We start from the raw sequence: 24,721 nt of genomic DNA, 5'->3' as shown, positions 1-24,721 counted from the left end.
CTTCAGCCCTACCCGCGGCACGGGGTCGCGGCCACTCACGTCACCCCTTCGGTGGCGGACCGGCGTCGGCCGTGGGGGAACGGTTCCGGCATTGTCCGCAGACTGTCACGCTTGCCCTGGGGCCGTTCCGGTGGCGGCGGGGGCGGCGCATGGTCGTGGTGTACGACGTGCTCGGCTCGTTCCACCGATGTGGAGGTGCGCCATGTGTGCCCACCGGACGTCCTGCCCTCAGACCGACTCCCCCACGCCGCACGTGGTGGCCGCGCACCCGGAGCAGGGGTGGTCCCTGCTGTGCGACGGGGGGATCGTCTTCGACGACACGGGTGCGTTGCTCCCTGACGGTCGCGTTGTGGCTCCGCACCGGCTGCCGACGGAGGCGCCGGCCGTCGCGGCTTGAGGGGCACCCCTGCTGCGGTGGCCGTTCGCGCAGTTCCGCGCGCCCCTTGAGGGGCGCGCGGAACTGCGCGAACGACTCCCACCGGCCCGCAGCGCCCGTCGGCGCGCACCCCCCGTGAGCACGCCCAGCGCCCGGACCCCCCGGCTCAGCCCTCCGCGGCGACAAACCACCGCAACAGCGAAGCCAACCTCTGCGGACGGTCCTCCGCGATCAACGTCCGCGTCCCCCTCAGCTCCACCAACCGCCCCCGAGGCAGCAGCTCCGCCAGCATCCGCCCATGCCTCCGCGGCATCATCAGGTCCTCGGTCGCCCAGACGACGAGCGCGGGCTTCTCGAAGCGACGCAACCCCTGTGCGGCCTCCAGCAGTTCCGTCCGCCGCACATGCGTGGTGTAGTGCCGGAAGTCCCGGCGGATCGCCGGATCGGTCCGCAGTGGCCGGAGCCACCGCTCCACCACCTCGTCGGGCAACGGCCGCTTCGTCAGAGCGCCGAAGCCGACCGGCAGCCGGCGCAACGGCTTCCACCCCAGCACACGCACCATCAGCGGCACCCCGCCCGGCACCCTGCACGCGAGCCCGATCATCTTCCCGGGAAGCCCCGGCGGGTAGTTGTCGAACGCCTCGCACGAGATCAGCACGAGCCGCGCCAGCCGCTCGGGATGCCGCGCCGCGACCGTCTGCGCACGCCCGCAGTCGCTCTCGACGAGCGTGACGTCCCGCAGGTCCAGCCGGTCGAGGAACTCGGCGATCAGCTCGTTGACCAGGTCCGGCGTGGGCGGCCGGGTCATCGGCGTGCGATGCGCGCCGTACGGGAGCGTCGGCGCGACGACGCGGTGGTCGGTGCGCAGTTCCGCGACGACGTGGCGCCACACGGACGCGTCGTGCAGCAGCCCGTGCAGCAGCACGACCACCGGCCCCTCCCCGCCCGTGTCCTCGTACGTGACGGTGCCCGCGCTCAGCTCGATCTCCGGCATCGCTCCAGGCTAGGAGGAGCGGGCGGGCCGCGCCCGGCGGCTCACGGGAGGACGGCGAACCCGTCGAGCTCGACCATCGCCTCCTCGTCCCACAGCCGGACCACCTCCACGACCGCCATCGCCGGGTAGTCCCGGCCCGCCAGGTCCCGCCAGACACGTCCCAGTTCGCCCGCGTGCTCGCGGTACGCGGCGACATCCGTGGCGTAGACGGTGACGCGGGCCAGGTCGGCGGGGGTGCCGCCGGCGGCGCGGAGGGCGGTGAGGAGGTTGGTGAGGGCGCGGGTGAACTGTTCGGGGAGGGTGTCGCCGGTGACCTTCCCGTCGCCGTCGAGGGCGGTCTGCCCGGCCAGGAACACCACGCGGGAGCCGGTGGCGACGACGGCGTGGGAGAAACCGGCGGGCGGGGACAGGTCGGGCGGGTTGACGCGCTCGGCGGTCACCGGGCCTCCAGGGTCTTGTACAGCTCCTTGGCGATGATGCCGCGCTGGACCTCGCTCGCCCCCTCGTAGATGCGGGGCGCGCGGACCTCGCGGTAGAGGTGTTCGAGCAGATGGCCCCGGCACAGGGCGCGGGCGCCGTGCAGCTGGACGGCGGTGTCGACGACGTACTGGGCGGTCTCGGTGGCCAGCAGCTTCGCCATCGCGGAGCGCCGTGGCACGTCGTCCGCGCCCTCGTCGTACGCGGTGGCCGCCGCGTACACCATCAGGCGGGCGGCCTCGGTGCGGACGGACATCTCGGCGACCTGGTGGGCGACCGCCTGGAGGTCCTTGAGCCGACCGCCGAACGCGTCGCGCGCGGCGGTGTGGGCGACGGTCGCGTCCAGCGCGGCCTGCGCCATGCCGACGGCGAAGGCGCCGACGCTGGGCCGGAACAGGTTCAAGGTGTCCATGGCGACGCGGAAGCCGGCGTCGGGTTCGCCGAGGACATCGGCTTCGGTGACCCGTACGCCGTCGAAGGTCAGGGTCCCGAGGGCGTGCGGGGCGATCATGTCGAGGCGGCTGCCGGTGAGGCCGGGCCGGTCGGCGGGGACGAGGAAGGCGGTGACGCCGCGCGCGCCCGCGCCGGGGGTGGTGCGGGCGAAGACGGTGTAGAGGTCGGCGTCGGGGGCGTTGGAGATCCAGCACTTCTCGCCGGTGAGCCGCCACCCGTCCGGTCCGTCGCGCTCCGCGCTCAGGGAGAGGGCGGCCGCGTCGGAGCCGGCGCCGGGTTCGGAGAGGGCGAAGGCCGCGACCGCCGTGCCGTCACTCACCCGGGGGAGCCACCGCTCCCTCTGTCCGGGGGTGCCGTGGGCGTGCACCGGGTGGGCGCCGAGTCCCTGGAGGGCGAGGGCGGTTTCCGCCTCCGTGCACGCCTGGGCGAGCGACTCACGCATCAGGCACAGGTCCAGCGCACCGGAGGTGAAGAGCCGGGACAGCAGTCCGAGCGCGCCCAACTCGGCGACGAGCGCCCGGTTCACGCGGCCGGGCTCCCCCTTCTCGGCGAGCGGCCGGAGCCGTTCGGCGGCGAGGGTGCGCAGCTCCGCGCACCGGGCGAGTTGTTCCGGTTCGAGCGAGAATGCGGTCACTGCCGGTCCCTTCCCTCGCCGGTGGGCCACCCGCCGAGGTTATCGCGAACCGTTGACTGCCGTCACCAACACGATACGCTCCTGATGCGAGCCCACCACGCCAAGGGGGCGAACCGGTATGAATCCACGGTCCACCGCGCACGTCGACACCTTCGCCCGCGACCATCTCCCGCCACCGGACGAGTGGCCCGAGCTGCGCTTCGACCTGCCGGAGCTGCGCTACCCCGAGCGGCTGAACTGCGCCGCGGAACTGCTCCAGGGCCAGTCCGACGACCGCCCGGCGTTCCGCACGCCCGACGGCGGCGTCTGGACGTACGGGGAGCTGCGCGCGCGGGTGGACCGGCTGGCGCATCTGCTCACCTCGGACCTCGGGGTGGTGCCCGGCAACCGGGTGCTGCTGCGCGGGCCCACCACGCCGTGGCTGGCCGCCTGCTGGCTGGCGGTGCTGAAGGCGGGCGCTGTCGCCGTCACCGTGCTGGCCCAGCAGCGCCCGCACGAGCTGGCCACCATCTGCGCGCTCGCGGAGGTGCGGCACGCCCTGTGCGACGTGCGCTCCCTCGACGACCTCGTGAAGGCGGAGGTCCCGGACCTGCGGATCGCGGTGTTCGGAGGCGACTCCCGCGACGACCTGCTGCACCGCCCCGCGCCCGAGGGGCCGTTCGAGGCGGTGGAGACGGCCGCCGCCGACGTCGCCCTGATCGCCTTCACCTCCGGCACGACCGGGAAGCCGAAGGGCTGCACGCACTTCCACCGGGACGTGCTGGCCATCGCGGACACCTTCTCCCGGCACGTCCTCAAGCCGGTCCCCGACGACGTCTTCGCGGGCAGTCCCCCGCTGGGTTTCACCTTCGGGCTGGGCGGTCTGGTGGTGTTCCCGCTGCGGGCGGGCGCGAGCGCGCTGCTGCTCGAACAGGCGCATCCCTCACAGCTGTTGGCGGCCGTCGACGGGCACCGGGTCTCGGTGCTGTTCACCGCGCCCACCGCCTACCGGGCGATGCTGGCGGAGGCGGACGGCCACGACCTGTCCAGCCTGCGCCGCTGCGTCTCGGCGGGCGAGAACCTGCCGGCGGCGACCTGGCAGGCCTGGCACGACCGCACCGGGCTGCGCATCATCAACGGCATCGGCGCCACCGAGCTGCTGCACATCTTCATCTCCGCCGCCGACGACGCGATCCGCCCCGGCACCACCGGCGTCCCGGTGCCCGGCTGGCAGGCGCGCGTGCAGGACGCGGACGGCGTCCCCGTGCCCGACGGGCAGCCCGGACTGCTCGCGGTGCGCGGCCCCGTCGGCTGCCGCTACCTGGCCGACCCGCGCCAGCGGGACTACGTACGGGGCGGCTGGAACGTCACCGGCGACGCCTATGTCCGGGACCCCGACGGCTACTTCCGGTACGTGGCCCGCGCCGACGACATGATCATCTCGGCCGGGTACAACATCGCGGGCCCCGAGGTCGAGGACGCGCTGCTGCGCCATCCGGACGTGGTGGAGGCGGCGGTGGTCGGGCGTCCCGACGAGGCGCGCGGCCAGGTCGTGGTGGCGTACACGGTCCTCAAGGAGGGCGCCGAGCGGGACGGCGAGGCGCTGCGGGCGTTCATGAAGACGGAACTGGCGCCGTACAAGTGCCCCCGGGAGATCGTCTTCCTGGACGCGCTGCCGCGCACCGCCACCGGCAAGCTCCAGCGGTTCCGGCTGCGCACCGGCGCCGGCACCGGAGACGACCAGGGCTGATGCCGGGGAAACGGTCCCGCGGACACGACCTAAGATGATCAACGTGTCCGACCAGCATGCTCCACGGTCTCTCATCGTCACGCTCTACGGCGCCTACGGCCGGTTCGTGCCGGGCCCGGTGCCCGTCGCGGAGTTGATCCGGCTGCTGGCCGCCGTCGGCGTGGACGCCCCGTCCGTGCGTTCCTCCGTGTCCCGGCTCAAGCGCCGCGGACTGCTGCTCCCGGCCCGCACCGACCGGGGCGCGGCCGGCTACGAACTGTCGCCCGGGGCGCGCCAGTTGCTGGAGGACGGCGACCGGCGCATCTACGCCACCGCGCCGCCCGGCGACGAGGGCTGGGTGCTCGCGGTGTTCTCGGTGCCGGAGTCGGAGCGGCAGAAGCGGCATCTGCTGCGCTCCCGGCTGGCCGGTCTCGGCTTCGGCACGGCGGCACCGGGCGTGTGGATCGCCCCGGCCCGGCTGTACGAGGAGACCCGGCACACCCTGGAGCGGCTGCGCCTCGACGGGTACGTCGACCTGTTCCGCGGCGAGCACCTCGGGTTCGCGGCCACGGCGGAGGCGGTGGCCCGCTGGTGGGACCTCAAGGCGATCGCGGAGGCACATGAGGCGTTCCTGGAGGGGCACGCGCCGGTGCTGCGCGCCTGGGAGCAGCGCACGGACACCCCGCCGGAGGAGGCGTACCGCGACTATCTCCTCGCCCTGGACGACTGGCGCCACCTCCCCTACACCGACCCGGGCCTGCCCGCCGCGCTGCTGCCGGCGGACTGGCCGGGGACGCGTTCGGCGGCCGTCTTCCGGGCGCTGCACGAGCGGTTGCGGGACGCGGGGGCGGAGTTCGTGAACGCGGCGTCCGACTCCGCTTCCGCCTCCGAGGCGGACTGAGGCGTTCCCCTCTTACGCGCCTTCCGTGAGCGGCAGGTCGGAGAGAGTGAGGCGGGGCTTGGGGGCGTCGGTGCGGCCGGTGCGGGGCGGGCGGCTGCCCGCGCGGTACTGCGGCGGCCAGACCACGCCCGGACCCTCGTATCCTTGCTCGGCCGCCGCGTGCAGCGTCCAGTGCGGGTCGTACAGATGCGGGCGTGCCAGCGCGCACAGGTCCGTACGACCAGCGACGATCAGGGAGTTGACGTCGTCCCAGGAGGAGATCGCGCCGACCGCGATCACCGGGACGCGGGCCTCGTTGCGGACCCGGTCGGCGAACGGCGTCTGGTAGGAGCGGCCGAACTCCGGTTCCTCGTCGGCCACCACCTGACCGGTCGACACGTCGATCGCGTCGGCCCCGTGGTCGGCGAAGGCGCGGGCGATCGCCACCGCGTCCTCCGCGGTCGTACCGCCCTCGGCCCAGTCGGTCGCGGAGATCCGCACGGTCATCGGCCGGTCCTCCGGCCACACCGCCCGCACCGCGTCGAGCACCTCCAGCGGGAAGCGCAGCCGCTTCCCCAGGGAGCCGCCGTAGGCGTCGGTGCGCCGGTTGGTCAGCGGGGAGAGGAAGCCGGAGAGCAGATAGCCGTGGGCGCAGTGCAGTTCGAGCAGGTCGAACCCGGCGCGCGCGGCACGTACGGCGGCGGCCGTGAACTGCTCGCGCAAGTCCGTGAGTTGGGCGCGGGAAAGCTCTCGGGGCGTCTGGCTGCCCGGCTTGTACGGCAGCGGGGACGGGGCGACCAGGGGCCAGTTGCCCTCGTCGAGGGGTTCGTCCATGCCCTCCCACATCAGCCTGGTCGAGCCCTTGCGGCCGCTGTGGCCGAGCTGCACGCCGATGGCGGTACCGGGGGCGGTGGTGTGCACGAAGTCGGTGATCCGCCGCCACGCCTCCGCCTGCCGTCCGCTCCACAGCCCGGCGCACCCGGGAGTGATCCGGCCCTCCGGGCTGACGCACACCATCTCCGTCATCACCAGGCCGGCGCCGCCCAGGGCGCGGGCGCCGAGGTGGACGAGGTGGAAGTCGCCGGGCAGGCCGTCGGCCGCCGAGTACATGTCCATCGGCGAGACGACGACCCGGTTGCGCAGGGTGAGTCCGCGCAGCCGGAACGGGGTGAACATCGGGGGCGTGCCGGGCGGGCAGCCGAAGCCGCGCTCCACCGCCTCGGTGAAGTGCGGGTCACGCAGCCGCAGATTGTCGTGGGTGACGCGGCGGCTGCGGGTGAGCAGGTTGAACGCGAACTGGCGCGGCGGCTGGTTCAGGTAGAGGGCGATGTTCTCGAACCACTCCAGGCTGGCGCGGGCCGCGCGCTGGGTGGAGGCGACGACGGGCCGCCGCTCCGCCTCGTAGGCCTCGAGGGCGTCGGTGAGCGTGGGCTGCTCGCTCAGACAGGCGGCGAGGGCGAGGGCGTCCTCCACGGCGAGCTTGGTGCCGGAGCCGATGGAGAAGTGGGCGGTGTGGGCGGCGTCGCCCAGCAGCACGATGTTGCCGTGCGACCAGCGCTCGTTGACGACCGTACGGAACGTCGTCCACGTCGAGTTGTTAGAGCGGAGGGGGCGGCCGCCGAGCGCGTCCGCGAAGATCTTGGCGCAGCGTTCGACGGACTCGGTCTCGTCCAGCTCGTCGAACCCGGCGGCCCGCCACACCTCTTCACGCATCTCCACGATCACGGTGGAGGCGCTGGCGGAAAACGGGTAGCCGTGCAGCTGCATCACGCCGTGCTCGGTCTCGGCGATCTCGAAGCGGAAGGCGTCGAAGGGGAAGTCGGCGGCCAGCCAGATGTAGCGGCAGCGGTGCGCGGTGATGTGCGGGCGGAACACGTGCGCGAAGGCGGTGCGGGTGGTGCTGTGGACTCCGTCGGCGGCGACGACGAGGTCGTGGGTCCGGGCGAGGTGAGCGGGGTCCGGGGCCTCTTCGCGGAAGCGGAGTTCCACTCCCAGGGAGCGGCAGCGGTGGTGGAGGATCTCCAGGAGGCGGCGGCGGCCGAGGGCCGCGAAGCCGTGTCCTCCGGAGGTGTGGCGGGTGGTTCTGTGGACGATGTCGATGTCGTCCCAGCGGACGAATTCGGATTGCAGGGCGGAGTAGACCTCCGGGTCCGCGTGTTCGATGCCGCCGAGGGTTTCGTCCGAGAGCACTACTCCGAAGCCGAAGGTGTCGTGGGGGGTGTTGCGTTCCCAGACCGTGATGTCTCTGGTGGGGTCCAGGCGTTTGAGGAGGGCGGCTGCGTAGAGGCCGCCGGGGCCTCCGCCGATGATCGCCACGCGTAGGGGGGCGTTCGGCTTCGCCGGCGGGTGCGGGTTCGTTGTGGCTTGTCGCGCGGTTCCCCGCACCCCTGAGGGTGATGCAGTCCCGCGCGTCGACACGGAGGAGGTCACCGTCCCCTCCATTTCGGGGCTCGCTTCTCCGTGAAGGCCGCGTGGAACTCGGCGTAGTCCTCGCCTGTCATCAGCAGGGCCTGGGTGGAGGCGTCCAGTTCGATCGATGCGGCCAGCGGCATGTCCAGTTCGGAGGTGAGGAGGGCCTTCGTCTGGGCGTGGGCCAGGGCCGGGCCGTCGGCGAGGCGGCGGGCCAGGTCTCGGGACGCGGTGTCCGCGCCGCCCTCCTCGGTCAGCGCGCTGATCAGACCGATCCGTTCCGCCTCCGGGGCGTGGACCGGCTCGCCCAGCATCAGGAGGCGGGTGGCGTGGCCGAGGCCGACGACCCGGGGCAGCAGGTAGGCCGCGCCCATGTCGCCGCCGGACAGGCCGACGCGGGTGAACAGGAAGGCGAAGCGGGCGGTGGGGTCGGCGACCCGGAAGTCCGCGGCGAGGGCGAGGACCGCGCCGGCGCCGGCGGCCACGCCGTGAACCGCGGCGACGACGGGGAAGGGACACTCCCGTACCGCGCGGACCACCTGGCCGGTCATGCGGTTGAAGTCGAGGAGCTGGGCGGTGTCCATCGAGAGGGTGGCGCCGATGATCTCGTCGACGTCGCCGCCGGAGCAGAAGCCGCGTCCCTCGCCGCCCAGCACCAGGGCCCGGACGGCCCGCTCCCGGGACAGCTCGGCGAGCAGGTCGCGCAGGTCGGCGTAGGCGCCGAAGGTGAGCGCGTTCAGCTTGTCGGGGCGGGCGAGGGTGACATGGGCGACGCCGTCGGCGATCTCGACGCGCAGATGCTCCCAGCGCGCGGTGCGGGCGGCGGAGCCGGTGAAAGGACTCATGAGGGCGGCCTCCTCGGGCGGGCACTGCGCGGCTCAGTGAGGTCTGTCACTCGAAGCTATCACCGGTTGGTGACTGTCGTCACGAGTGCGCGATACGCCGTTCGGGCGCCGTCACGCGCGTCACGGAACATCGACGCCTCCGTAACGGTGCGGGCGGGCGGGCGAGGCGGGGTCGCCGGGCGGGTAGGCCGCCGTTGCCGGGGCGCAGCGCCCCGGGCGGTGCGCCCGTCAGGGCCCCGGTCGCTCCCCGTCCCGGGAGCGGAGCCGGTTGAGGCGCGCCGTACCATGGGCACTCGAACACGGGAGCGCCCGCTCCATGAACGGAAACGCTGTGCACGAACCCCCCGCCATTCCCACCTCCTGGCGCGTCGCGCTGCCGCACACGACCGCGGCGGTGCCCGTCGCGCGTGCGCTGGTGCGCACGGCGCTCGCCGAGCGGGAGCACTCCGCCGACTGCGACACGGCGGAGCTGCTGACGGCGGAGCTGGTGGCGAACGCCGTGGAGCACACCTCAGGGGCCACCCCCATCGAGCTGGTGCTGCGGCTGCTGCCGACCGGTTTCCAGGTGGAGGTGCACGACGAGGACCCGGAGCCGCCCCGTGACCTCACCAAGCCGAACCTCGAGCTGCCCGACCCGTGGCAGGAGCACGGGCGCGGGCTGCTGCTGATCCGCTCGCTCAGCTCGTCGTGCGGGCACCGCCCCACCGAGTCCGGCAAGGCGGTGTGGTTCCGGCTGCCGGGCCAGCGGCGCCCGGTCTGACGTCAGGCGACGGTGGCGACCAGGACCGCCTTGATGGTGTGCATACGGTTCTCCGCCTCGTCGAAGACCAGCGAGTGCGCCGACTCGAACACCTCGTCGGTCACCTCCAGCGACTCCAGGCCGTGCGCCTCGTACACGTCCCGGCCGACCGCGGTGCCCAGGTCGTGGAAGGCCGGCAGGCAGTGCAGGAAGCCGACGTCCGGGTTGCCTGTGGCGCGCAGCACGTCCATGGTCACCGCGTAGGGCGCGAGGGCGGCGATGCGCTCGCCCCAGACCTCCTTGGGCTCCCCCATGGACACCCACACGTCGGTGGCGACGAAGTCGGCGCCCGCGACGCCCTCGGCGATCTCCTCGGTGAGCGTGATCCGGGCCCCGCTCGCGGCGGCCAGCTCGCGGGCGCGGTCGATGACCTCCTGCGCGGGCCAGTACGTCTTCGGCGCGACGATCCGCACGTCCATGCCGAGCAGGGCCGCGGTGACCAGGTAGGAGTTGCCCATGTTGAAGCGGGCGTCGCCGAGGTAGGCGAAGGCGATCTCCGTGAGCGGCTTGTCGCTGTGCTCGGTCATGGTGAGCACGTCGGCGAGCATCTGGGTGGGGTGCCAGTCGTCGGTGAGCCCGTTGAGGACGGGGACGCCCGCGTAGGCGGCCAGCTCCTCGACCTTCGCCTGGCTGTCGCCCCGGTACTCGATCCCGTCGTACATCCGGCCCAGCACCCGCGCGGTGTCCTTCACGGACTCCTTGTGGCCCATCTGCGAGCCCGACGGGTCGAGGTAGGTCGTGGAGGCGCCCTGGTCGGCGGCGGCGACCTCGAAGGCGCAGCGGGTGCGCGTCGAGGTCTTCTCGAAGATCAGGGCGATGTTCTTCCCGCGCAGGTACGGCGTCTCGGTCCCGGCCCGCTTGGCGGCCTTCAGCTCGGCGGCCAGCTCCAGCAGGCCGCGGAACTCCTCCGCGGTGAAGTCGACCTCCTTGAGGAAGTGACGGCCGGCGAGGGGGGTAGGGACTGTCGCCATGGGGGCGCTCCAGGACTGGGGGACACGAACCATGGAAGTCTATACGACTGACCGCAATTCTATACAGCGCCGTCTACACGGCGTCCCGTTCCACCGGGCAGCTCATGCAGCGCGGCCCGCCCCTCCCCCGGCCCAGCTCGCTGCCGGGGATCTCTATCACCTCGATGCCCTGTTTCCGCAAGTGGGTGTTGGTGGTGGAGTTGCGTTCGTAGGCGACGACCACGCCCGGTTCGACGGCCAGGACGTTACAGCCGTCGTCCCACTGCTCCCGCTCGGCCGCGTGCACGTCCTGGGTGGCGGTCAGCACCCGGATCTCGCTCAGGCCGAGCGCGGCGGCGATCGCCCGGTGCATGTGCTCCGGCGGATGGTCGGTGACCTTCAGCTCCTTCTCGTCGCCGCCCGGCTCGATCGTGTACGAGCGGAGCATGGGCAGGCCCGCGTACTGGGTGAACGTGTCGCCGTCCACCATGGTCATCACGGTGTCGAGATGCATCAGGGCGCGTCTCTTCGGCATGTCGAGGGCGACGATGGTGCGCGCCGAGCCGGCCGCGAACAGCTTGTGCGCGAGCATCTCCACGGCCTGCGGGGTGGTCCGCTCGCTCATCCCGATCAGCACCGCGCCGTTGCCGATCACCAGCACGTCGCCGCCCTCGATGGTGGACGGGTAGTCGGCCTGCCCCTCGGACCACAGATGGAAGGACGCATCCCGGAACATCGGGTGGTGCCGGTAGATCGCCTCGAAGTGCACGGTCTCGCGCTGCCGGGCCGGCCACCGCATGGCGTTGATGGAGACGCCGTCGTAGATCCAGGCGGACGTGTCGCGGGTGAAGAGGTGGTTGGGCAGCGGGTGGAGCAGGAAGTCGTCCAGCTCCATCACATGGAAGCGCACGGAGACCGGTTCGGAGTGGGAGTCGAGGAACTCCCGCTTGGTCATCCCGCCGATCAGCACCTCGGCCAGCTCCGGCGCGGGCAGCGTCTCGAACGCGGCGCGCAGATGGTCGGTGGCGAGCGGGCCGTACTCCTTCTCGTCGAAGACCCGGTCCAGCACGAGCGAGCGTGCCCCGGGCAGCTCCAGCGTCTCGGTGAGCAGGTCGCCGAAGAGGTGGACGGTGACGCCTCGGTCGCGCAGCACGTCCGCGAAACCGTCGTGCTCCGCGCGCGCCCGGCGCACCCAGAGCACGTCGTCGAAGAGCAGCGCGTCCTTGTTGCTCGGGGTGAGCCTTTTGAGCTCCAGATCGGGCCGGTGCAGGATGACGCGGCGCAGCCGCCCGGCCTCGGAGTCGACGTGGTAGGTCATGCCTCCATCCTGACCGCCCAAGCCCGGGTTCACCCCTGCCCTCGCCGAATCCCGTCCGCCGCACGCGGGAAGCGCGCGGGCGCCCGGGGCGGGCGGCGGGGCGCGGAGGTACGGGTGGCCCTCCGCGCCCCGCGCGCCTCACAGGCGCGGGTCGACCGGCTCCGACTCCAGGGCCAGCACCGCGAACACCGGCTCGTGGACCCGCCACAGCGGCTCCCCGTCGGCGAGGCGGTCCAGGGCCTCCAGGCCGAGGGCGTACTCGCGCAGGGCGAGGGACTGCTTGTGGCCGAGGAAGCGGGAACGCAGGCGGGCCAGGTTCTCCGGGCGGGTGTACTCGGGGCCGTAGATGATCCGCAGGTACTCCCGGCCGCGGCACTTGATGCCCGGCTGCACCAGCCGTCCGGCGCCGTCGCGGGCCAGGGCGTCGACCGGCTTGACGACCATGCCCTCGCCGCCGCGTCCGGTCATCTCCAGCCACCAGTCCACGCCGGCCCGCACCGACTCGGGGTCGGCGGTGTCGACGTAGAGCCGACGGGTGGTCTGCAGCAGGCCGGTGGCGTCGTGCTCGACCATGCGGTCGATCAGGGCGAGCTGCCGGTCGTGCGGCAGCGCGGCCAGGCTGCGTCCCTGGACGGCGAGGATCTGGAACGGCGCGAGACGCACGCCCTCCAGTCCTTCGGTGGTCCAGCAGTAGCGACGGTAGGCGTCGGTGAACCCGGCCGCCGCACTCGCCCGCTCCCGCTGACGGGTCAGCAGCTCACCCACGTCGACCCCTCGGGCCGCCGCGCCCTCCAGGGCCGTGAGGGCGGACGGGAGGACCGCGCCGGCCGCGGCGCCGACCGCCGCGTACTGGGTGCGCAGCAGCCCGGACGCCTTCAGCGACCACGGCATCAGCTCGGCGTCCAGCAGCAGCCAGTCGGTCTCGAGCTCCTCCCAGAGTCCGGCCTCCCCGGCCGCCGTGCGCAGCCGGCCGAGGATCTCCTCGGTGACGTCCGCGTCGTCGAAGAACGGCCGGCCGGTACGGGTGTACAGCGAGCCCGTCTCGCCCCCGGCCGCGCCGAAGCGGCGGGCGGCGGTCTCCGCGTCACGGCACACCAGGGCGACCGCGCGCGACCCCATGTGCTTCTCCTCGCACACCACCCGGGCCACACCGTCCTGCTCGTACCGGGCGAACGCCTCGACCGGGTGCTCCAGGTAGCCGTCGAGCTGCGAGGTCGCCGTGGGCGCCATGGTCGGCGGCAGGTACGGCAGCAGCCGCGGGTCGAGCGCGAACCGGCTCATCACCTCCAGCGCGGCCGCCGCGTTCTCCTCCCGTACGGCCACCCTGCCCATGTGCCGGGTCTCCACGACCCGCCGTCCGTGCACGTCCGCCAGGTCCAGCGGGCGCCCCTCGTGCCCGCCGGGCGCCTCGGTGCGCAGCGGCCGCACCGGCTCGTACCAGACCCGCTCGGCCGGTACGTCGACGAGTTCGCGCTCCGGCCAGCGCAGCGCGGTGAGCTTGCCGCCGAACACCGCGCCGGTGTCGAGGCAGATGGTGTTGTTGAGCCAGGTCGCCTCGGGGACGGGGGTGTGGCCGTAGACGACGGCGGCCTTGCCCCGGTAGTCCTCCGCCCACGGGTAGCGCACGGGCAGCCCGAACTCGTCGGTCTCGCCGGTGGTGTCGCCGTAGAGGGCGTGGCTGCGGACCCGGCCGGAGGTGCGGCCGTGGTACTTCTCGGGCAGGCCGGCGTGGCAGACGACGAGCCTGCCGCCGTCGAGGACGTAGTGGCTGACCAGGCCCTCGACGAACTCCCGCACCTCGGCGCGGAACTCCTCGCTCTCGCCCTCCATCTGCGCGACGGTCTCGGCGAGTCCGTGGGTGAGCTGGACCCTGCGGCCCTTGAGGTGGCGGCCGAACTTGTTCTCGTGGTTGCCGGGCACGCACAGGGCGTTGCCGGACTTGACCATGGCCATCACGCGGCGCAGCACGCCGGGGCTGTCGGGGCCGCGGTCGACGAGGTCGCCGACGAACACGGCGGTGCGGCCCTCCGGGTGGACGCCGTCGACGTAGCCCAGCTTGCCGAGCAGCGCCTCCAGTTCGGCGGAGCAGCCGTGGATGTCGCCGACGATGTCGAACGGGCCGGTGAGGTGGGTGAGGTCGTTGAACCGCTTCTCGGTGACGACGGTGGCGTGCTCCACCTCCTCCACTCCGCGCAGCACGTGCACCTTGCGGAACCCCTCGCGCTCCAGGTGACGGAGGCCGCGGCGGAGTTCGCGGGTGTGGCGGCGGATGACCCGGCGGGGCATGCCGGCGCGGTCGGTGCGCGCCGCGTTGCGCTCGGCGCACACCTCCTCGGGCACGTCCAGGACGACGGCGATGGGCAGCACGTCGTGCTGCCTGGCCAGGTCGATCAGCCGGCGCCGGGCGTCCTGCTGGACGCTGGTGGCGTCGACGACGGTGCGGCGGCCGGCCGCGAGGCGCTTGCCCGCGATGTAGTGCAGCACGTCGAAGGCGTCACGGGAGGCGCTCTGGTCGTTCTCGTCGTCGGCGACCAGACCCCGGCAGAAGTCGGAGGAGATGACCTCCGTCGGCCTGAAGTGGCGGCGCGCGAAGGTGGACTTGCCCGAGCCTGAGGCGCCGATCAGCACGACCAGGGACAGGTCGGTGACCGGCAGGGCACGGCCGCGCGCGGCGGCGGCGGTGGTGTCGGTGGTCGTCATGCGGCCTTCGCCTCCTTCGGGGTGCCGAGCCGGAAGACGGCCATCTGGGTGGGCGGTCCGACCTCGGGGTCGTCAGGACCGACGGGCAGGAACTCCACGTCGTAGCCGTGCCGTTCGGCGACGGTGCGGCCCCAGCCGCGGAACTCCTCGCGGGTCCACTCGAAGCGGTGGTCGCCGTGCCGGACGTGCCCGGCCGGCAGGCTCTCCCAGCGGACGTTGTACTCGGCGTTGGGCGTGGTGACGCAGACGGTCCGGGGGCGGGCCGACCCGAACACCGCGTACTCCAGGGCGGGCAGCCGCGGCAGGTCGAGGTGCTCGATCACCTCGCTGAGCACGGCGGCGTCGTAGCCCTTGAGGCGCTTGTCGGTGTAGGCGAGGGAGCCCTGGAGGAGGGTGACGCGGGACGCCTGCCGCTCCCCCATGCGGTCCAGCTTGAGCCGCCGGGAGGCGATGGTCAGCGCCCGCATCGACACGTCCACGCCGACGATCTCGGTGAACGCCGGGTCCTTCAGCAGCGCCTGCACCAACTGGCCCTGCCCGCAGCCGAGGTCGAGCACCCGGGCGGCCCCGGACGCGCGCAGCACACCGAGGATCGCCTCGCGGCGCTGCACGGCCAGCGGGGTCGGCCTGTCCTCCTCCTCGGCCTCCGGCTCGACGGCGTTGTCGAGGTCCTCGACCTCGCTGTCGTCCGCCTCGGCCAGCCGCACCAGCTCCAGCCGCTCCTTCGCCTGCCGGGTGAGCGACCAGCGGTGGGAGAGGTAGCGGCGGGTGATCAGCTCCCGCTCGGGGTGGCCGGCCAGCCAGCCGTCACCGACGCGCAGCAGCTTGTCGACCTCGTCCGGGGAGACCCAGTAGTGCTTGGCGTCGTCGAGGACGGGGAGCAGCACGTAGAGGTGGCGCAGCGCCTCGGCGAGGGTGAGGCCGGCGGCCTCCAGGGTCAGGCGTATGTAGCGGGAGTCGCCCCAGTCCGGGAACTCCGTGTCCAGCGGAACCGGTTCGGCGGTGACCGTCCAGCCGAGCGGCTCGAAGAGGCGGCGGACCAGGTCGGCGCCGCCGCGCGCGGGCAGCGCGGGCACCTCGACACGCAGCGGGCGCGGGGCGTCCGGCAGCTCCGGGCGCGCGGTGCACACCCCGCGCATGGCACTGGAGAAGACAGAGCCGAGGGCGACGGCGAGCAGGGAGGAGGCCGCGTACGGGCGGTCGTTGACGTACTGCGCGAGGGCGGCGTCGGGTGCGCCGCCGCGGCCCTTGCCCTTGCCGCGCCGGACCAGCGCCACCGCGTCCACCTCCAGCAGCAGCGCCGCCGTGCAGCGTTCGGCGTCCGCCTCGGGGTAGAGGACGTGTGCCGTGCCGTACGACGTGGAGAACGCCTGCGCCTTCTCGGGATGCTTGTGCAGCAGATGGCCGAGGTCGGTCGCCGGGCGCTGTGCGGAGCCGGTGGTGCTGATCGTCAGGAACACGGGGTCACACCTCGAGACACCTTCTGAGCTGGGGATGACACCGGGATTCACGGTGCCGGCCCAACGTACAGGGAAGGGGTCGCGGGGGTCCGCGTATTTTCCGCGCATATGCGGTGCGGGGCCGCCCCTTCACGGGTGCGGCCCCGCTCCCGCGCCGGGTCAGGACAGCTGGGACTGGACCTGGGAGGAGATCAGCTCCAGGTGGTCCAGGTCGGACAGGTCGAGCACCTGGAGGTAGACGCGCTGCGAGCCGATCTCGGCGTAGCGGCCGATCTTGTCGGCCACCTCGGCCGGGGAGCCCGCCAGACCGTTCGCCTTCAGCTCGTCGACCTCACGGCCGATCGCGGCGGCGCGGCGCGCCACCTCCTGGTCGTCACGGCCGACGCAGACGACCAGGGCGTTGGAGTAGACGAGTTCGTCCGGGTCGCGGCCGATCTCACGGGCGGCGTTCCGGACCCGCTCGAACTGGGCGGCGGAGTCCTCGACCGACGCGAAGGGGATGTTGAACTCGTCGGCGAACCGGGCCGCGAGGCGCGGGGTCCTCTTGGCGCCGTGGCCGCCGATCAGCACGGGAACCTTCGACTGGGCCGGCTTGGGCAGCGCGGGCGACTTGGTGAGGTCGTAGTAGGTGCCGTGGAAGTCGAAGGTCTTGCCGACCTCGGTGGCCCACAGACCGGTGACGATCTCCAGCTGCTCCTCGAGGCGGGCGAACTTCTCCTTGGGGAAGGGGATGCCGTACGCCTTGTGCTCCTCCTCGAACCAGCCCGCGCCCAGGCCGAGTTCGACGCGTCCGCCGGACATCTGGTCGACCTGCGCGACCTGGATGGCGAGCACGCCGGGCAGGCGGAAGGTGGCGGCGGTCATCAGCGTGCCGAGGCGGATCCGCTTGGTCTCGCGGGCGAGTCCGGCGAGGGTGATCCAGGCGTCGGTGGGGCCGGGCAGGCCGTCCGCGGAGCCCATGCTCAGGTAGTGGTCGGAACGGAAGAAGGCGTCGAAGCCGAGGTCCTCGGTGGCCTTGGCGACGGTGAGCAGCGTGTCGTAGGTGGCCCCCTGCTGGGGCTCGGTGAAGATGCGAAGATCCATGCCTTCCATCCTGCACGGTCGCCGGGGCGGGGGCGCGCGAGGACCCGCGGCGTGCCTCGCCGCACGCCGGTGGCACGGAAGCTCGTGACCGGGGGTGAGGAAGATCGTTGGCTCGTTCGGAGCCGGAGCGTCCGGCACCCGCGCCGGCCCTGTGACGCCGGGGTGTCACCGTGTCGGCCCCCGGGCGGGGCCATGGGCCGAGGGGACCGTCATGACGGAGGAGCAGAGCAGTGCGCCGCAGGGGGGCGGTGTGGTGCCCGGAGGGCCGCAGGGGGGCGGGGTGATGCCCGGAGGGCCGCAGGGGGGCGGGGTGATGCCCGGAGGGCCGCAGCGGGGCGGGGTGGTGCCCGGAGGGCCGCAGCGGGGCGGGGTGGTGCCCGGAGGGCCGCAGGGGGGTCTGCTGGCGCAGATGGACATGCTGATGGCGGCGCTGAACGCGGACCTGTCCGCGCTGGACGCGGAGCTTCAGGGGGCCGGCGGGAGGGGTGAGGCGCGGGGGGCCTCGGCCGAGGGGTCGGGCGACAGCCCGGGCGTCTGAGGGCTCGTGACCCGGCGGTCAGCCGGCCTCCCGCCGGGGTAACGCCGCCTCCCGCTCCGCCAGTTTGCGGAGCATGTCCCGGACGCGGTCCCGCGCCTCGTCCGCCGCGTCGATGGCCTCGACGCAGCTCCAGTACGTCGCCTCGTCGCCGGCGGCGCAGGCGATGCCGACGAGGGCGATGCCGACGTCGCCGAGCAGGCCGCCCAGGTGCATCAGGCACGCGCGGGTGTCGCCCAGTTCGGTGAGCCGGGACGCGCGCGGCTCACCGGAGTCGGCCGGCGGCCGGTCGAGGACGCCGATGCCACGGCAGGCCAGATCTGCCAACCCCGTTGCCTCGTCGCGTAGTTGGGGCGGGCCCACGAGTGCCAGGCGGCTCCCTATCGCCTGGGCCAGGGCCTGCGCCTGCCACACCTCGGTCAGCAGCTCCGGAACCCCGCCGCCGGCGGCCAGGGCCCTCCTGCTCGTCACGATGAGCCGCACAGCGTCCATGCGCTGCCCCCGTCTGTCCGACGCGCTGCCCACGCGTCCGCATCCGTTGAACTCCCTTGTTCACTACCCAGAGTGAAGCTCTGTGAGACAAAAGGCCAGAGGAAGTCCGAAATCTGTGGACAGCCCTAGACGTCGGGTCGAATGTTCGACCACGGAGCGTGAGAGCGGAAGGGAAGGCTCCTAGGAGCGGGGCGGTGTCCCGGACGATCGCTCCGGGTCCGGCGCCGGGAACCTGTGCTCGTTCCGGTCGATCTTCTCCGCCAGCGCCGCCAGCGGGTCGACGCCGAGGACCTCGCAGAACTGGAGGAGGTAGGCGAGCACGTCGGCCACCTCGTCGGTGACGCGGTGCGCGGTGTCCGGGTCGCCCATCACGCGGGCGGACTCCTCCGGCGTCAGCCACTGGAAGATTTCCTGCAGTTCGGCCGCCTCCACGGCGAGCGCGGCGACGAGGTTCTTGGGCGTGTGGTACGGCTGCCAGTTCCGCGCGGCGGCGAACTCGGCGAGGCGGCGCTGGAGCGCGGGCAGGTCGGCGGGCCGGGACGCGTCGTCGTCGTGCGGATCAGTCACGCCTCAGGTGTACCACGGTCGCCCCGGGCACCCCGGCGGCCCAGGTGGCGTCGCTCACCGCGCCGGCCAGGCGGATGTGCCCCCGCTCGCACATCCGCGCCGCCAGCGCCAGCAGGGCCGCGCGCTGGGCGGGGTCCTGCGCCCGGTCCAGGTTGTCGGCGAGGACGGTGAGGCACTGCAGGGCGGCCGGCACCTCGCCGGGCACGTCGGCCTCCAGCACACCGGGGCCGGTGAGCAGCACCAGCGCGAGGGCGGTGTAGCGGAGTTCGCCGTCGCCGAGCCGCCGCAGCGTGGTACGCGTGCCGTTGCCCCGGTCCAGTACGGCCCGCACCAGACGGCCTCCGGCGGACGGCTCGGCGAGCAGGTCGGCGACGGGTCCGGCACAGCCGACGCGCACCGCGTCCACGAGCAGGGCGTGGCGGCGGGTGCACTCGGAGCGGGTGCGCCACAGGACGTCGGCGAGGTTCTCGCAGCCCGGGAGCAGCCGTCCGCTGCCCGCGGGGACGGGGTCCCGCATCCGCTCGGGGCGGGGGTCACAGGGGAAGACGGAGCGCAGCGCCACCAGCATCTGCTCGGCGGCGGCCAGCACACGGAGCTGTCCGGCGGTCGTGCCGGCCACGCGCAGCGGCAGCAGCGCGGTGCCGAGACGGTCGTCGGGGAGGGGCGCGCGGGTGACCGCGGTGGCGCCTCCCGTGTGCCAGGCGGCCTGCACGGTGCGGCGGCGCGGGTCGCGCAGCGCGGTCTCCAGCAGGACCAGGCCGCCGGCGGACAGCCTCTCCCCCACGATGCGCAGTTCGGGTTCCGCCTGCACGGCGACCTCCAGGCGGACCGGGCCCTCGGGGCCGTCGGCGGTGCAGCCGATCCGGAAGCCGCGGCGGCGCTGGGCGTCGGGCCGGGCCCGCTCCGGGACGCAGGCCGAAGGGCTCGGGAACACCTCGCCCAGCTCGGCCCCGCCACCGAGCCGGGCGAGCGCCTCGTACGCGCGCAGTGCGGTGGTCTTGCCGGTGCCGCTGGGGCCGGCGAGGAGGGTGAGGTCGCCCAGACGGAAGGTGGTGCCGCGGTGCCCGGCGAAGGCGGAGAGCAGCAGTTCCGTGACACGCGGCAGGTTGGGGCGCCGGGCCTGTCCGGGGTCCACGGGGGTGTGCGTAGGGGGTGCGGCGGGCGGCGGGGGCGTCGTCGTCGCGACCGGCTGGGGCGGGGGCGGCGGGGTCATGCGCGGGACGCTAAACGCTTCTTCTGCCGCCGAACCGTTCCCTCGGGGGCCGTTCCTACGAACGGACGGCGCGCCGGTCTTCGCGCGCGGGGCGCGCGGAGCGTCATGCGCCGGGCGAGGCGTTCCCGGTCGCCGGCGCCCTCCGACCGCGCGCACCGTCTCGCGCTCCGCGCCCGCGCGGGCGGGAGGCGCGGCTACGCCCCCGGGGCTCCTACGCCCTCCATCAGCCCGGTCACCTCCATGCCCTCCGGCGTCAGGAGGAACACGTTGCGGTCCACGCGGTGCATTCCGCTGGCGAGGCCGAAGACGACTCCCGTGCTGAAGTCCAGGACGCGCTTGGCGACGTCCGGTTCCGCGCCCGTCAGGTCCAGGAGGACCGGAATCCCGGACATCAGGGTCTCGGCGACCTCGCGGGCGTCCGCGAAGACGTTCACCCGCAGGACGACGAAACGGCGCCGCGCCGCCTCCGTCCTGGCCTCCGGCGCGGCGCGGTGGCCGACCGAGGACGGCCATGCGTCACGGCCCCGCAGCGGCACGACCTGGGCGAGCCCCTCCCACTGTTCGTCGGTGACATCGTGGCCGCTCACCGGCATGCTCCGTCCCCTGTCGCGCTGGCTGTCTGCATCGGCCAATTCTTACCCATGGTCACCCGTTCGGCCCAACAACGACACGCTCCGCCATCGCTTGCCCCACAACACCCCGATCCATGTGGGCTGTTGACCTTGGTCCCGGGTGCGACTTGCATGGGCGCATGGCTGGTGAGACGGATGGTGCGGTGGGGCCGGTTCTGGGTTTCTCGACCCAGGAGGAGTTCGAGGCGTGGCTGGAGGAGCATCAGGGGGACGCGGAGGGGCTGTGGCTGAAGATCCCGCGGAAGGGGTCCGGGCTGAAGGGGGTCGACTACGCCACCGCGCTGGAGTCCGCGCTGTGCTTCGGGTGGATCGACGGGCAGAAGCGGAGTCTGGACGAGACCTATTGGGTTCAGCGGTTCACGCCGCGGCGGGCCCGGAGCCGGTGGTCCGCGGTGAACCGGCAGAAGGTGATCGAGCTGACCGAGCGGGGGCGGATGCGGGAGGCGGGGTTGCGGGAGGTGGAGAGGGCCAAGGCGGACGGGCGGTGGGAGGCCGCGTATGCGAGTCCTCGGGGGGCGGTTGTTCCTGAGGATCTGCGGGTGGCGTTGGACGCGGCGTCTGCGGGGGCGCGGGAGTTCTTCGAGGGGTTGGACAGCCGGAATCGGTACGCGATCCTTCACCGGATCGAGGAGGCGAAGCGGGCGGGGACGCGGGCGGCGCGGATCGAGAAGTTCGTGGGCATGCTGGCGAGGGGGGAGAAGCTGTACCCGTGACTGCCGGGGGTTGTTTCACCCCCGCCGCCCCTTCCCATACCCAACCCGGGGCTCCGCCCCGGACCCCGCTCCTCGAACGCCGGAGGGGCTGCAAGTAGCCCGTCCGGCGTTCGAGGACGAGGTCCGCCGGGGGCCGACTGGGGGAGGTCAGCCCGTCAGGACCGCCTCCGCCGCGGCCACGCCGCACACCCTCGCCGCCCCGTGGGTGGCGATGTGCACCGCACCCCGCGGCGCGGACTGCGGTACCCCCATCTCCACCACCACCGTGTCCGGCCCCGCCGCCAGCAGCGTGTCCAGGGCCTCCCCCATCCACGGATGACGGTGTTCGTCGCGGACCACCGCGACCACCCTCCGCCCGGCGGCCGCGCGCAGCGCCTCCGGTCCGGCGGCGGGCCCGGTGAAGTGGCCCGTGGCCGTGCCGGGGAGGAGGCGTTCCAGTTCTGGGCCGACGCCCCACGGCGTCTCGTCGCCGACGGCGATGTTGGGGGCGGGGCTGAACGTGGCGACGTAGACGGGCGCGGTGACCGGCGCGGGACCGGCGGCCCGGGTCACCGTCACCGCGCGGCGGGCCGCGGTCAGGCCGATCTCCGGCGCGGGGTCGTCCGCCGCCGAGGGCGACCGGCGCACACCGGTCGTCCAGGCGGCCAGCGACCGGACCCGGGCCGCCGCGTCGGCCAGCCGCTCCTCGGGCAGCTCGCCGGAGCGTACGGCGGTGACCAGGGCGTCCTGGAGCCGCAGCACCGTGTCCTCGTCGGCGAGTCCGCCGCCCACGCAGATCGCGTCGGCGCCGGCCGCGATGGCCAGCACGACGCCGTGTTCGAGGCCGTAGGTGCCGGCGACGGCACCCATCTCCATGCCGTCGGTGACGATGAGTCCGTCGTAGCCGAGCTCGTCGCGCAGCAGGCCGGTGAGGATGCGCCGGGAGAGCGTGGCGGGGCGGTCCGGGTCGAGCACGGGCACCCGGATGTGGGCGGTCATGACGGCGCGGGTGCCGGCCTCGATGGCGGCGCGGAACGGCCGTAGTTCCCGCTCGTGCAGCGTGGTGGCGTCCAGGTCGATCTGCGGGAGCGCGTGGTGGGAGTCGACGCTGGTGTCGCCGTGGCCGGGGAAGTGTTTGGTGCAGGCGGCGACGCCGTTGGACTGCAGGCCCTCGACGTAGGCGGCGGTGTGCCAGGCGACGAGGGCGGGGTCGCGGCCGAAGGAGCGTACGCCGATCACCGGGTTGTCGGGGTTGGCGTTGACGTCGGCCGAGGGCGCCCAGTTGAGGTTGACGCCGCACGCGGCGAGCCGGCGGCCGAGTTCGCGGGCCACCCGCCGGGTGAGGGCGGGGTCGTCGACGGCGCCGAGGGCGTGGTTGCCGGGGAACGAGGAGCCGGTGCGCACCTCGAGGCGGGTGACGTCGCCGGCCTCCTCGTCGATGGCCACCAGCAGGTCGTCCCGTTCGGCGCGCAGCTCGGCGGTGAGGGAGGTGACCTGCTCGGGGTCGGCGACGTTGCGGCCGAACAGGGCGACGGAGACCAGGCCCTCGGCCAGTCTGCGCCGTACCCAGTCGGGTGCGGTGGTGCCGGTGAACCCCGGCTGCAGCACGGCGAGCGCGTCCCGGGTGAGGGTGCCGGCGCCGGTGGTGAATGTCGTCATCTGGTGGCGTTATCCCTTCACGGCGCCTGCGGTGAGGCCGCTGACGGCGCGGCGCTGCAGGAAGACGAAGAGGATCAGGATCGGCACGGCGAACAGGGAGGAGGCGGCCATGGTCGCACCCCAGTCGTCGCCGAACTGGGTCTGGAAGCTGGACAGCCACAGCGGCAGGGTCTGCGCGCCGCCGGACTCCTTGCTGAGCACCAGGACGAGGGGGAACTCGTTCCAGGCGGTGATGAAGCCGAACATGGACGTGGACATCAGGCCGGGCGCGAGCAGCGGCAGGATGACGCGGCGGAACGCCTGGGCGCGGGTGCAGCCGTCGACCATCGCGGACTCCTCCAGCTCCTTCGGCACGGCGGCGACGAAGCCGCGCAGCGTCAGGATGGTGAAGGGCAGGATCATCATCATGTAGAACGCGGTCAGCGGCACCAGGCTGTTCAGCATGGAGGCGTCGCGCACGATCATGTAGATCGCGATCACCATGACCTCCCAGGGCGCCATCTGGGCCAGCATGAACCCGATGACGAAGCCGCGCCGCCCCTTGAACCGCATCCGGGCCAGGGCGAAGGAGCCGGCCAGCGCGATGACGAGGGAGAAGAGGACGGCCAGGCAGGTGACGGTGAGCGAGTTGCGGACGTACGTCCAGAAGTGGTCGGCGTCGATCGCCGTCGCGAAGTGTTCGAACGTGACGTTCGTCGGGAACCACACCGGGTCCTCGGCGATGATGTCGCCGGTCGGCTTCAGCGCCGTGGCGAACATCCAGTACACGGGGAAGAGGCAGGCGGCGAAGACGACGAGAGCGGTGGCGTTGGGCCAGATGCGGCCGAAGAGCGAGCGCTTCACAGCTCGTCCTCCTCTTGCTTGAGCACGATCCTGAGGTAGTACGCGGTCAGGCCGAGCATGATCAGGATGGTCAGCACCGCGATCGCCGCGCCCATGCCGTAGTGCTGGTTGCCGACGCCCTCGATGTAGGCGTAGACGGGCAGGATCTCGGTGAGCCGGTCGGGGCCGCCGCCGTTGAAGGTGAAGACCTGGACGAACGCCTTGAAGATCCAGATGATCTCCAGGAACGTCGTGGCGTAGAGGAACGGCCGCAGGAACGGCAGGGTGACGGTGGTGAAGCTGCGCCAGGCGCCGGCGCCGTCGAGCGCGGCCGCCTCGTACAGTTCGCCGGGGATGGTGGTGGTCGCCGCGTAGAGGTTGATCGCGACGAACGGCACGGACATCCAGACGATGAGCAGGGTGACGACGAAGAACGTCGACATCTGGCTGCTGGTCCAGCTGTAGTCGGCCATGGAGTGCCAGCCGAGCTTGTCGAGGACCCAGTTGACGACGCCGAAGCGCTGCGCGAACAGCCACTGGTAGACGGTGGTGGCGGCGACCACCGGCATCGCCCAGGCCAGCACCAGGCCGATCATCAGGGTGAACCGCATCCGCCTGCCGAGGCGGGCGAGCAGCAGACCGACGAGGGCGCCCAGCAGCATGGTGAGGACGACGTTGACGGCGGTGAACAGGATGGAGCGGAGGGTGACCCGCCAGAAGTCCTCCCCGGTGAGGACCTCCTTGTAGTTGTCGACGCCGTTCCACTCGGTGACGTGCTGGATCAGCTGCGCCATGTTGAGGTTCTGGAACGACAGCAGCAGGTCCTTCAGCAGCGGCCAGCCCAGCAGCAGCACGGTGGCGGCGCAGGCGGGCAGCAGCAGGAGGTACGGGGCGAGCGCGCCGGCCCGCGACGCTGCTCTGGGTCGGGGCCCGGCGGGTGCGGGGTCGTCCGCCTTGCGGACGTCCGCCGGTGAGGAGGGCGGCCGTTCGGTCTGCACGGTCATGCTCGCGATCTCTCTTCTC

23 protein-coding genes are annotated in these 24,721 nt (G+C 72.9%); 6 read left to right on the top strand and 17 right to left on the bottom strand.

The genetic code is table 11. The features are described from left to right. Window positions 1–202: 202 nt before the first annotated feature. The gene (locus ACQY0Z_RS23865) at window positions 203–397 is read left to right on the top strand and encodes a DUF5999 family protein (protein WP_254586377.1); all 195 of its coding nucleotides are present in this window, start codon (window positions 203–205) and stop codon (window positions 395–397) included. A 145-nt stretch (window positions 398–542) separates the two neighbouring features. Here ACQY0Z_RS23865 and ACQY0Z_RS23860 read toward each other — a convergent pair whose 3' ends face one another. Genes ACQY0Z_RS23860 through ACQY0Z_RS23850 form a run of 3 tightly spaced genes read right to left on the bottom strand, consistent with a single transcriptional unit; the run spans window position 543 to window position 2,934 of the window. Then, entirely contained in the window at window positions 543–1,370 is an 828-nt protein-coding gene (locus ACQY0Z_RS23860; RefSeq protein WP_189902211.1) for an alpha/beta fold hydrolase, read from the bottom strand. Between the two features lie 41 nt (window positions 1,371–1,411). Further along, on the bottom strand, window positions 1,412–1,810 hold the full coding sequence (locus ACQY0Z_RS23855; RefSeq protein WP_439812777.1) for a RidA family protein: 399 nt from the start codon (window positions 1,808–1,810) through the stop codon (window positions 1,412–1,414). After that, window positions 1,807–2,934: an acyl-CoA dehydrogenase family protein gene (locus ACQY0Z_RS23850; protein ID WP_254586375.1), complete on the bottom strand. Its 1,128-nt coding sequence runs from the start codon at window positions 2,932–2,934 to the stop codon at window positions 1,807–1,809. Before ACQY0Z_RS23850 ends, ACQY0Z_RS23855 begins: the two co-directional genes overlap by 4 nt. A gap of 118 nt (window positions 2,935–3,052) precedes the next feature. On the opposite strand from ACQY0Z_RS23850, the gene ACQY0Z_RS23845 reads away from it, so the two are divergent. Then, the gene (locus ACQY0Z_RS23845) at window positions 3,053–4,663 is read left to right on the top strand and encodes an AMP-binding protein (protein WP_189902216.1); all 1,611 of its coding nucleotides are present in this window, start codon (window positions 3,053–3,055) and stop codon (window positions 4,661–4,663) included. Window positions 4,664–4,697: 34 nt separating this feature from the next. Continuing rightward, window positions 4,698–5,543 (top strand): PaaX family transcriptional regulator, encoded by an 846-nt coding sequence (locus tag ACQY0Z_RS23840; RefSeq protein WP_189902218.1) that lies wholly within the window; start codon window positions 4,698–4,700, stop codon window positions 5,541–5,543. A gap of 12 nt (window positions 5,544–5,555) precedes the next feature. Here the strand turns inward: ACQY0Z_RS23840 and ACQY0Z_RS23835 are convergent, their stop codons facing one another. Both ACQY0Z_RS23835 and ACQY0Z_RS23830 read right to left on the bottom strand, forming a co-directional pair. Continuing rightward, on the bottom strand, window positions 5,556–7,964 hold the full coding sequence (locus ACQY0Z_RS23835) for a bifunctional salicylyl-CoA 5-hydroxylase/oxidoreductase (protein ID WP_439812776.1): 2,409 nt from the start codon (window positions 7,962–7,964) through the stop codon (window positions 5,556–5,558). After that, window positions 7,949–8,776, bottom strand: coding sequence for an enoyl-CoA hydratase family protein (locus tag ACQY0Z_RS23830; protein WP_019523546.1), 828 nt, complete (start codon window positions 8,774–8,776; stop codon window positions 7,949–7,951). The genes ACQY0Z_RS23835 and ACQY0Z_RS23830 overlap by 16 nt, the downstream gene beginning before the upstream one ends. A gap of 316 nt (window positions 8,777–9,092) precedes the next feature. On the opposite strand from ACQY0Z_RS23830, the gene ACQY0Z_RS23825 reads away from it, so the two are divergent. Continuing rightward, a complete protein-coding gene (locus ACQY0Z_RS23825) occupies window positions 9,093–9,536 on the top strand; it encodes an ATP-binding protein (RefSeq protein ID WP_254586372.1) in 444 nt (147 codons plus the stop codon). A gap of 2 nt (window positions 9,537–9,538) precedes the next feature. Here the strand turns inward: ACQY0Z_RS23825 and argF are convergent, their stop codons facing one another. From argF to ACQY0Z_RS23800, 5 genes are all read right to left on the bottom strand, one after another. Further along, window positions 9,539–10,546 carry an ornithine carbamoyltransferase gene (gene argF, locus ACQY0Z_RS23820; protein ID WP_439812775.1) on the bottom strand — a complete coding sequence of 336 codons (1,008 nt, stop codon included), beginning with the start codon at window positions 10,544–10,546 and terminating at the stop codon, window positions 9,539–9,541. A gap of 73 nt (window positions 10,547–10,619) precedes the next feature. Then, the gene (locus ACQY0Z_RS23815) at window positions 10,620–11,843 is read right to left on the bottom strand and encodes an arginine deiminase (RefSeq protein ID WP_189902226.1); all 1,224 of its coding nucleotides are present in this window, start codon (window positions 11,841–11,843) and stop codon (window positions 10,620–10,622) included. A gap of 138 nt (window positions 11,844–11,981) precedes the next feature. Then, window positions 11,982–14,543, bottom strand: a complete 2,562-nt coding sequence (locus ACQY0Z_RS23810; protein WP_439812774.1) for a polynucleotide kinase-phosphatase — start codon at window positions 14,541–14,543, stop codon at window positions 11,982–11,984. Next, on the bottom strand, window positions 14,540–16,003 hold the full coding sequence (locus ACQY0Z_RS23805; RefSeq protein WP_189902229.1) for a 3' terminal RNA ribose 2'-O-methyltransferase Hen1: 1,464 nt from the start codon (window positions 16,001–16,003) through the stop codon (window positions 14,540–14,542). The genes ACQY0Z_RS23810 and ACQY0Z_RS23805 overlap by 4 nt, the downstream gene beginning before the upstream one ends. A gap of 159 nt (window positions 16,004–16,162) precedes the next feature. Next, window positions 16,163–17,086 (bottom strand): LLM class F420-dependent oxidoreductase, encoded by a 924-nt coding sequence (locus ACQY0Z_RS23800; protein ID WP_254586369.1) that lies wholly within the window; start codon window positions 17,084–17,086, stop codon window positions 16,163–16,165. Window positions 17,087–17,399: 313 nt separating this feature from the next. On the opposite strand from ACQY0Z_RS23800, the gene ACQY0Z_RS23795 reads away from it, so the two are divergent. Continuing rightward, window positions 17,400–17,624, top strand: a complete 225-nt coding sequence (locus ACQY0Z_RS23795; protein WP_439812773.1) for a hypothetical protein — start codon at window positions 17,400–17,402, stop codon at window positions 17,622–17,624. Between the two features lie 18 nt (window positions 17,625–17,642). Here the strand turns inward: ACQY0Z_RS23795 and ACQY0Z_RS23790 are convergent, their stop codons facing one another. The 4 genes from ACQY0Z_RS23790 to ACQY0Z_RS23775 all read right to left on the bottom strand — a co-directional run bounded on the left by ACQY0Z_RS23790 (window position 17,643) and on the right by ACQY0Z_RS23775 (window position 20,486). After that, on the bottom strand, window positions 17,643–18,113 hold the full coding sequence (locus ACQY0Z_RS23790) for a DUF6099 family protein (RefSeq protein ID WP_381730633.1): 471 nt from the start codon (window positions 18,111–18,113) through the stop codon (window positions 17,643–17,645). Between the two features lie 180 nt (window positions 18,114–18,293). Next, window positions 18,294–18,680, bottom strand: a complete 387-nt coding sequence (locus ACQY0Z_RS23785) for a nucleotide pyrophosphohydrolase (protein ID WP_347224410.1) — start codon at window positions 18,678–18,680, stop codon at window positions 18,294–18,296. Next, window positions 18,673–19,893 (bottom strand): ATP-binding protein, encoded by a 1,221-nt coding sequence (locus ACQY0Z_RS23780; RefSeq protein ID WP_189902237.1) that lies wholly within the window; start codon window positions 19,891–19,893, stop codon window positions 18,673–18,675. Before ACQY0Z_RS23780 ends, ACQY0Z_RS23785 begins: the two co-directional genes overlap by 8 nt. A gap of 194 nt (window positions 19,894–20,087) precedes the next feature. Beyond that, on the bottom strand, window positions 20,088–20,486 hold the full coding sequence (locus ACQY0Z_RS23775) for a cell division protein SepF (RefSeq protein WP_189902239.1): 399 nt from the start codon (window positions 20,484–20,486) through the stop codon (window positions 20,088–20,090). A gap of 158 nt (window positions 20,487–20,644) precedes the next feature. Here ACQY0Z_RS23775 and ACQY0Z_RS23770 point away from each other — a divergent pair, with 158 nt between their 5' ends. Continuing rightward, the gene (locus tag ACQY0Z_RS23770; protein WP_347224413.1) at window positions 20,645–21,238 is read left to right on the top strand and encodes a YdeI/OmpD-associated family protein; all 594 of its coding nucleotides are present in this window, start codon (window positions 20,645–20,647) and stop codon (window positions 21,236–21,238) included. 147 nt (window positions 21,239–21,385) lie between these two features. Here ACQY0Z_RS23770 and ACQY0Z_RS23765 read toward each other — a convergent pair whose 3' ends face one another. The 3 genes from ACQY0Z_RS23765 to ACQY0Z_RS23755 are packed head-to-tail and all read right to left on the bottom strand — an operon-like array spanning window position 21,386 to window position 24,702. Further along, window positions 21,386–22,876, bottom strand: coding sequence for a glycoside hydrolase family 3 protein (locus tag ACQY0Z_RS23765; RefSeq protein ID WP_439812772.1), 1,491 nt, complete (start codon window positions 22,874–22,876; stop codon window positions 21,386–21,388). Between the two features lie 9 nt (window positions 22,877–22,885). After that, on the bottom strand, window positions 22,886–23,719 hold the full coding sequence (locus ACQY0Z_RS23760) for a carbohydrate ABC transporter permease (protein WP_439812771.1): 834 nt from the start codon (window positions 23,717–23,719) through the stop codon (window positions 22,886–22,888). Continuing rightward, window positions 23,716–24,702 carry a carbohydrate ABC transporter permease gene (locus ACQY0Z_RS23755; protein WP_189902247.1) on the bottom strand — a complete coding sequence of 329 codons (987 nt, stop codon included), beginning with the start codon at window positions 24,700–24,702 and terminating at the stop codon, window positions 23,716–23,718. Before ACQY0Z_RS23755 ends, ACQY0Z_RS23760 begins: the two co-directional genes overlap by 4 nt. Window positions 24,703–24,721 lie beyond the last annotated feature (19 nt).

The organism is Streptomyces sp. P9-2 (genome assembly GCF_051903975.1).
GTDB classification, from domain to species: domain Bacteria; phylum Actinomycetota; class Actinomycetes; order Streptomycetales; family Streptomycetaceae; genus Streptomyces; species Streptomyces cellulosae.
This window is presented reverse-complemented; position numbering and strand designations above follow the sequence as displayed.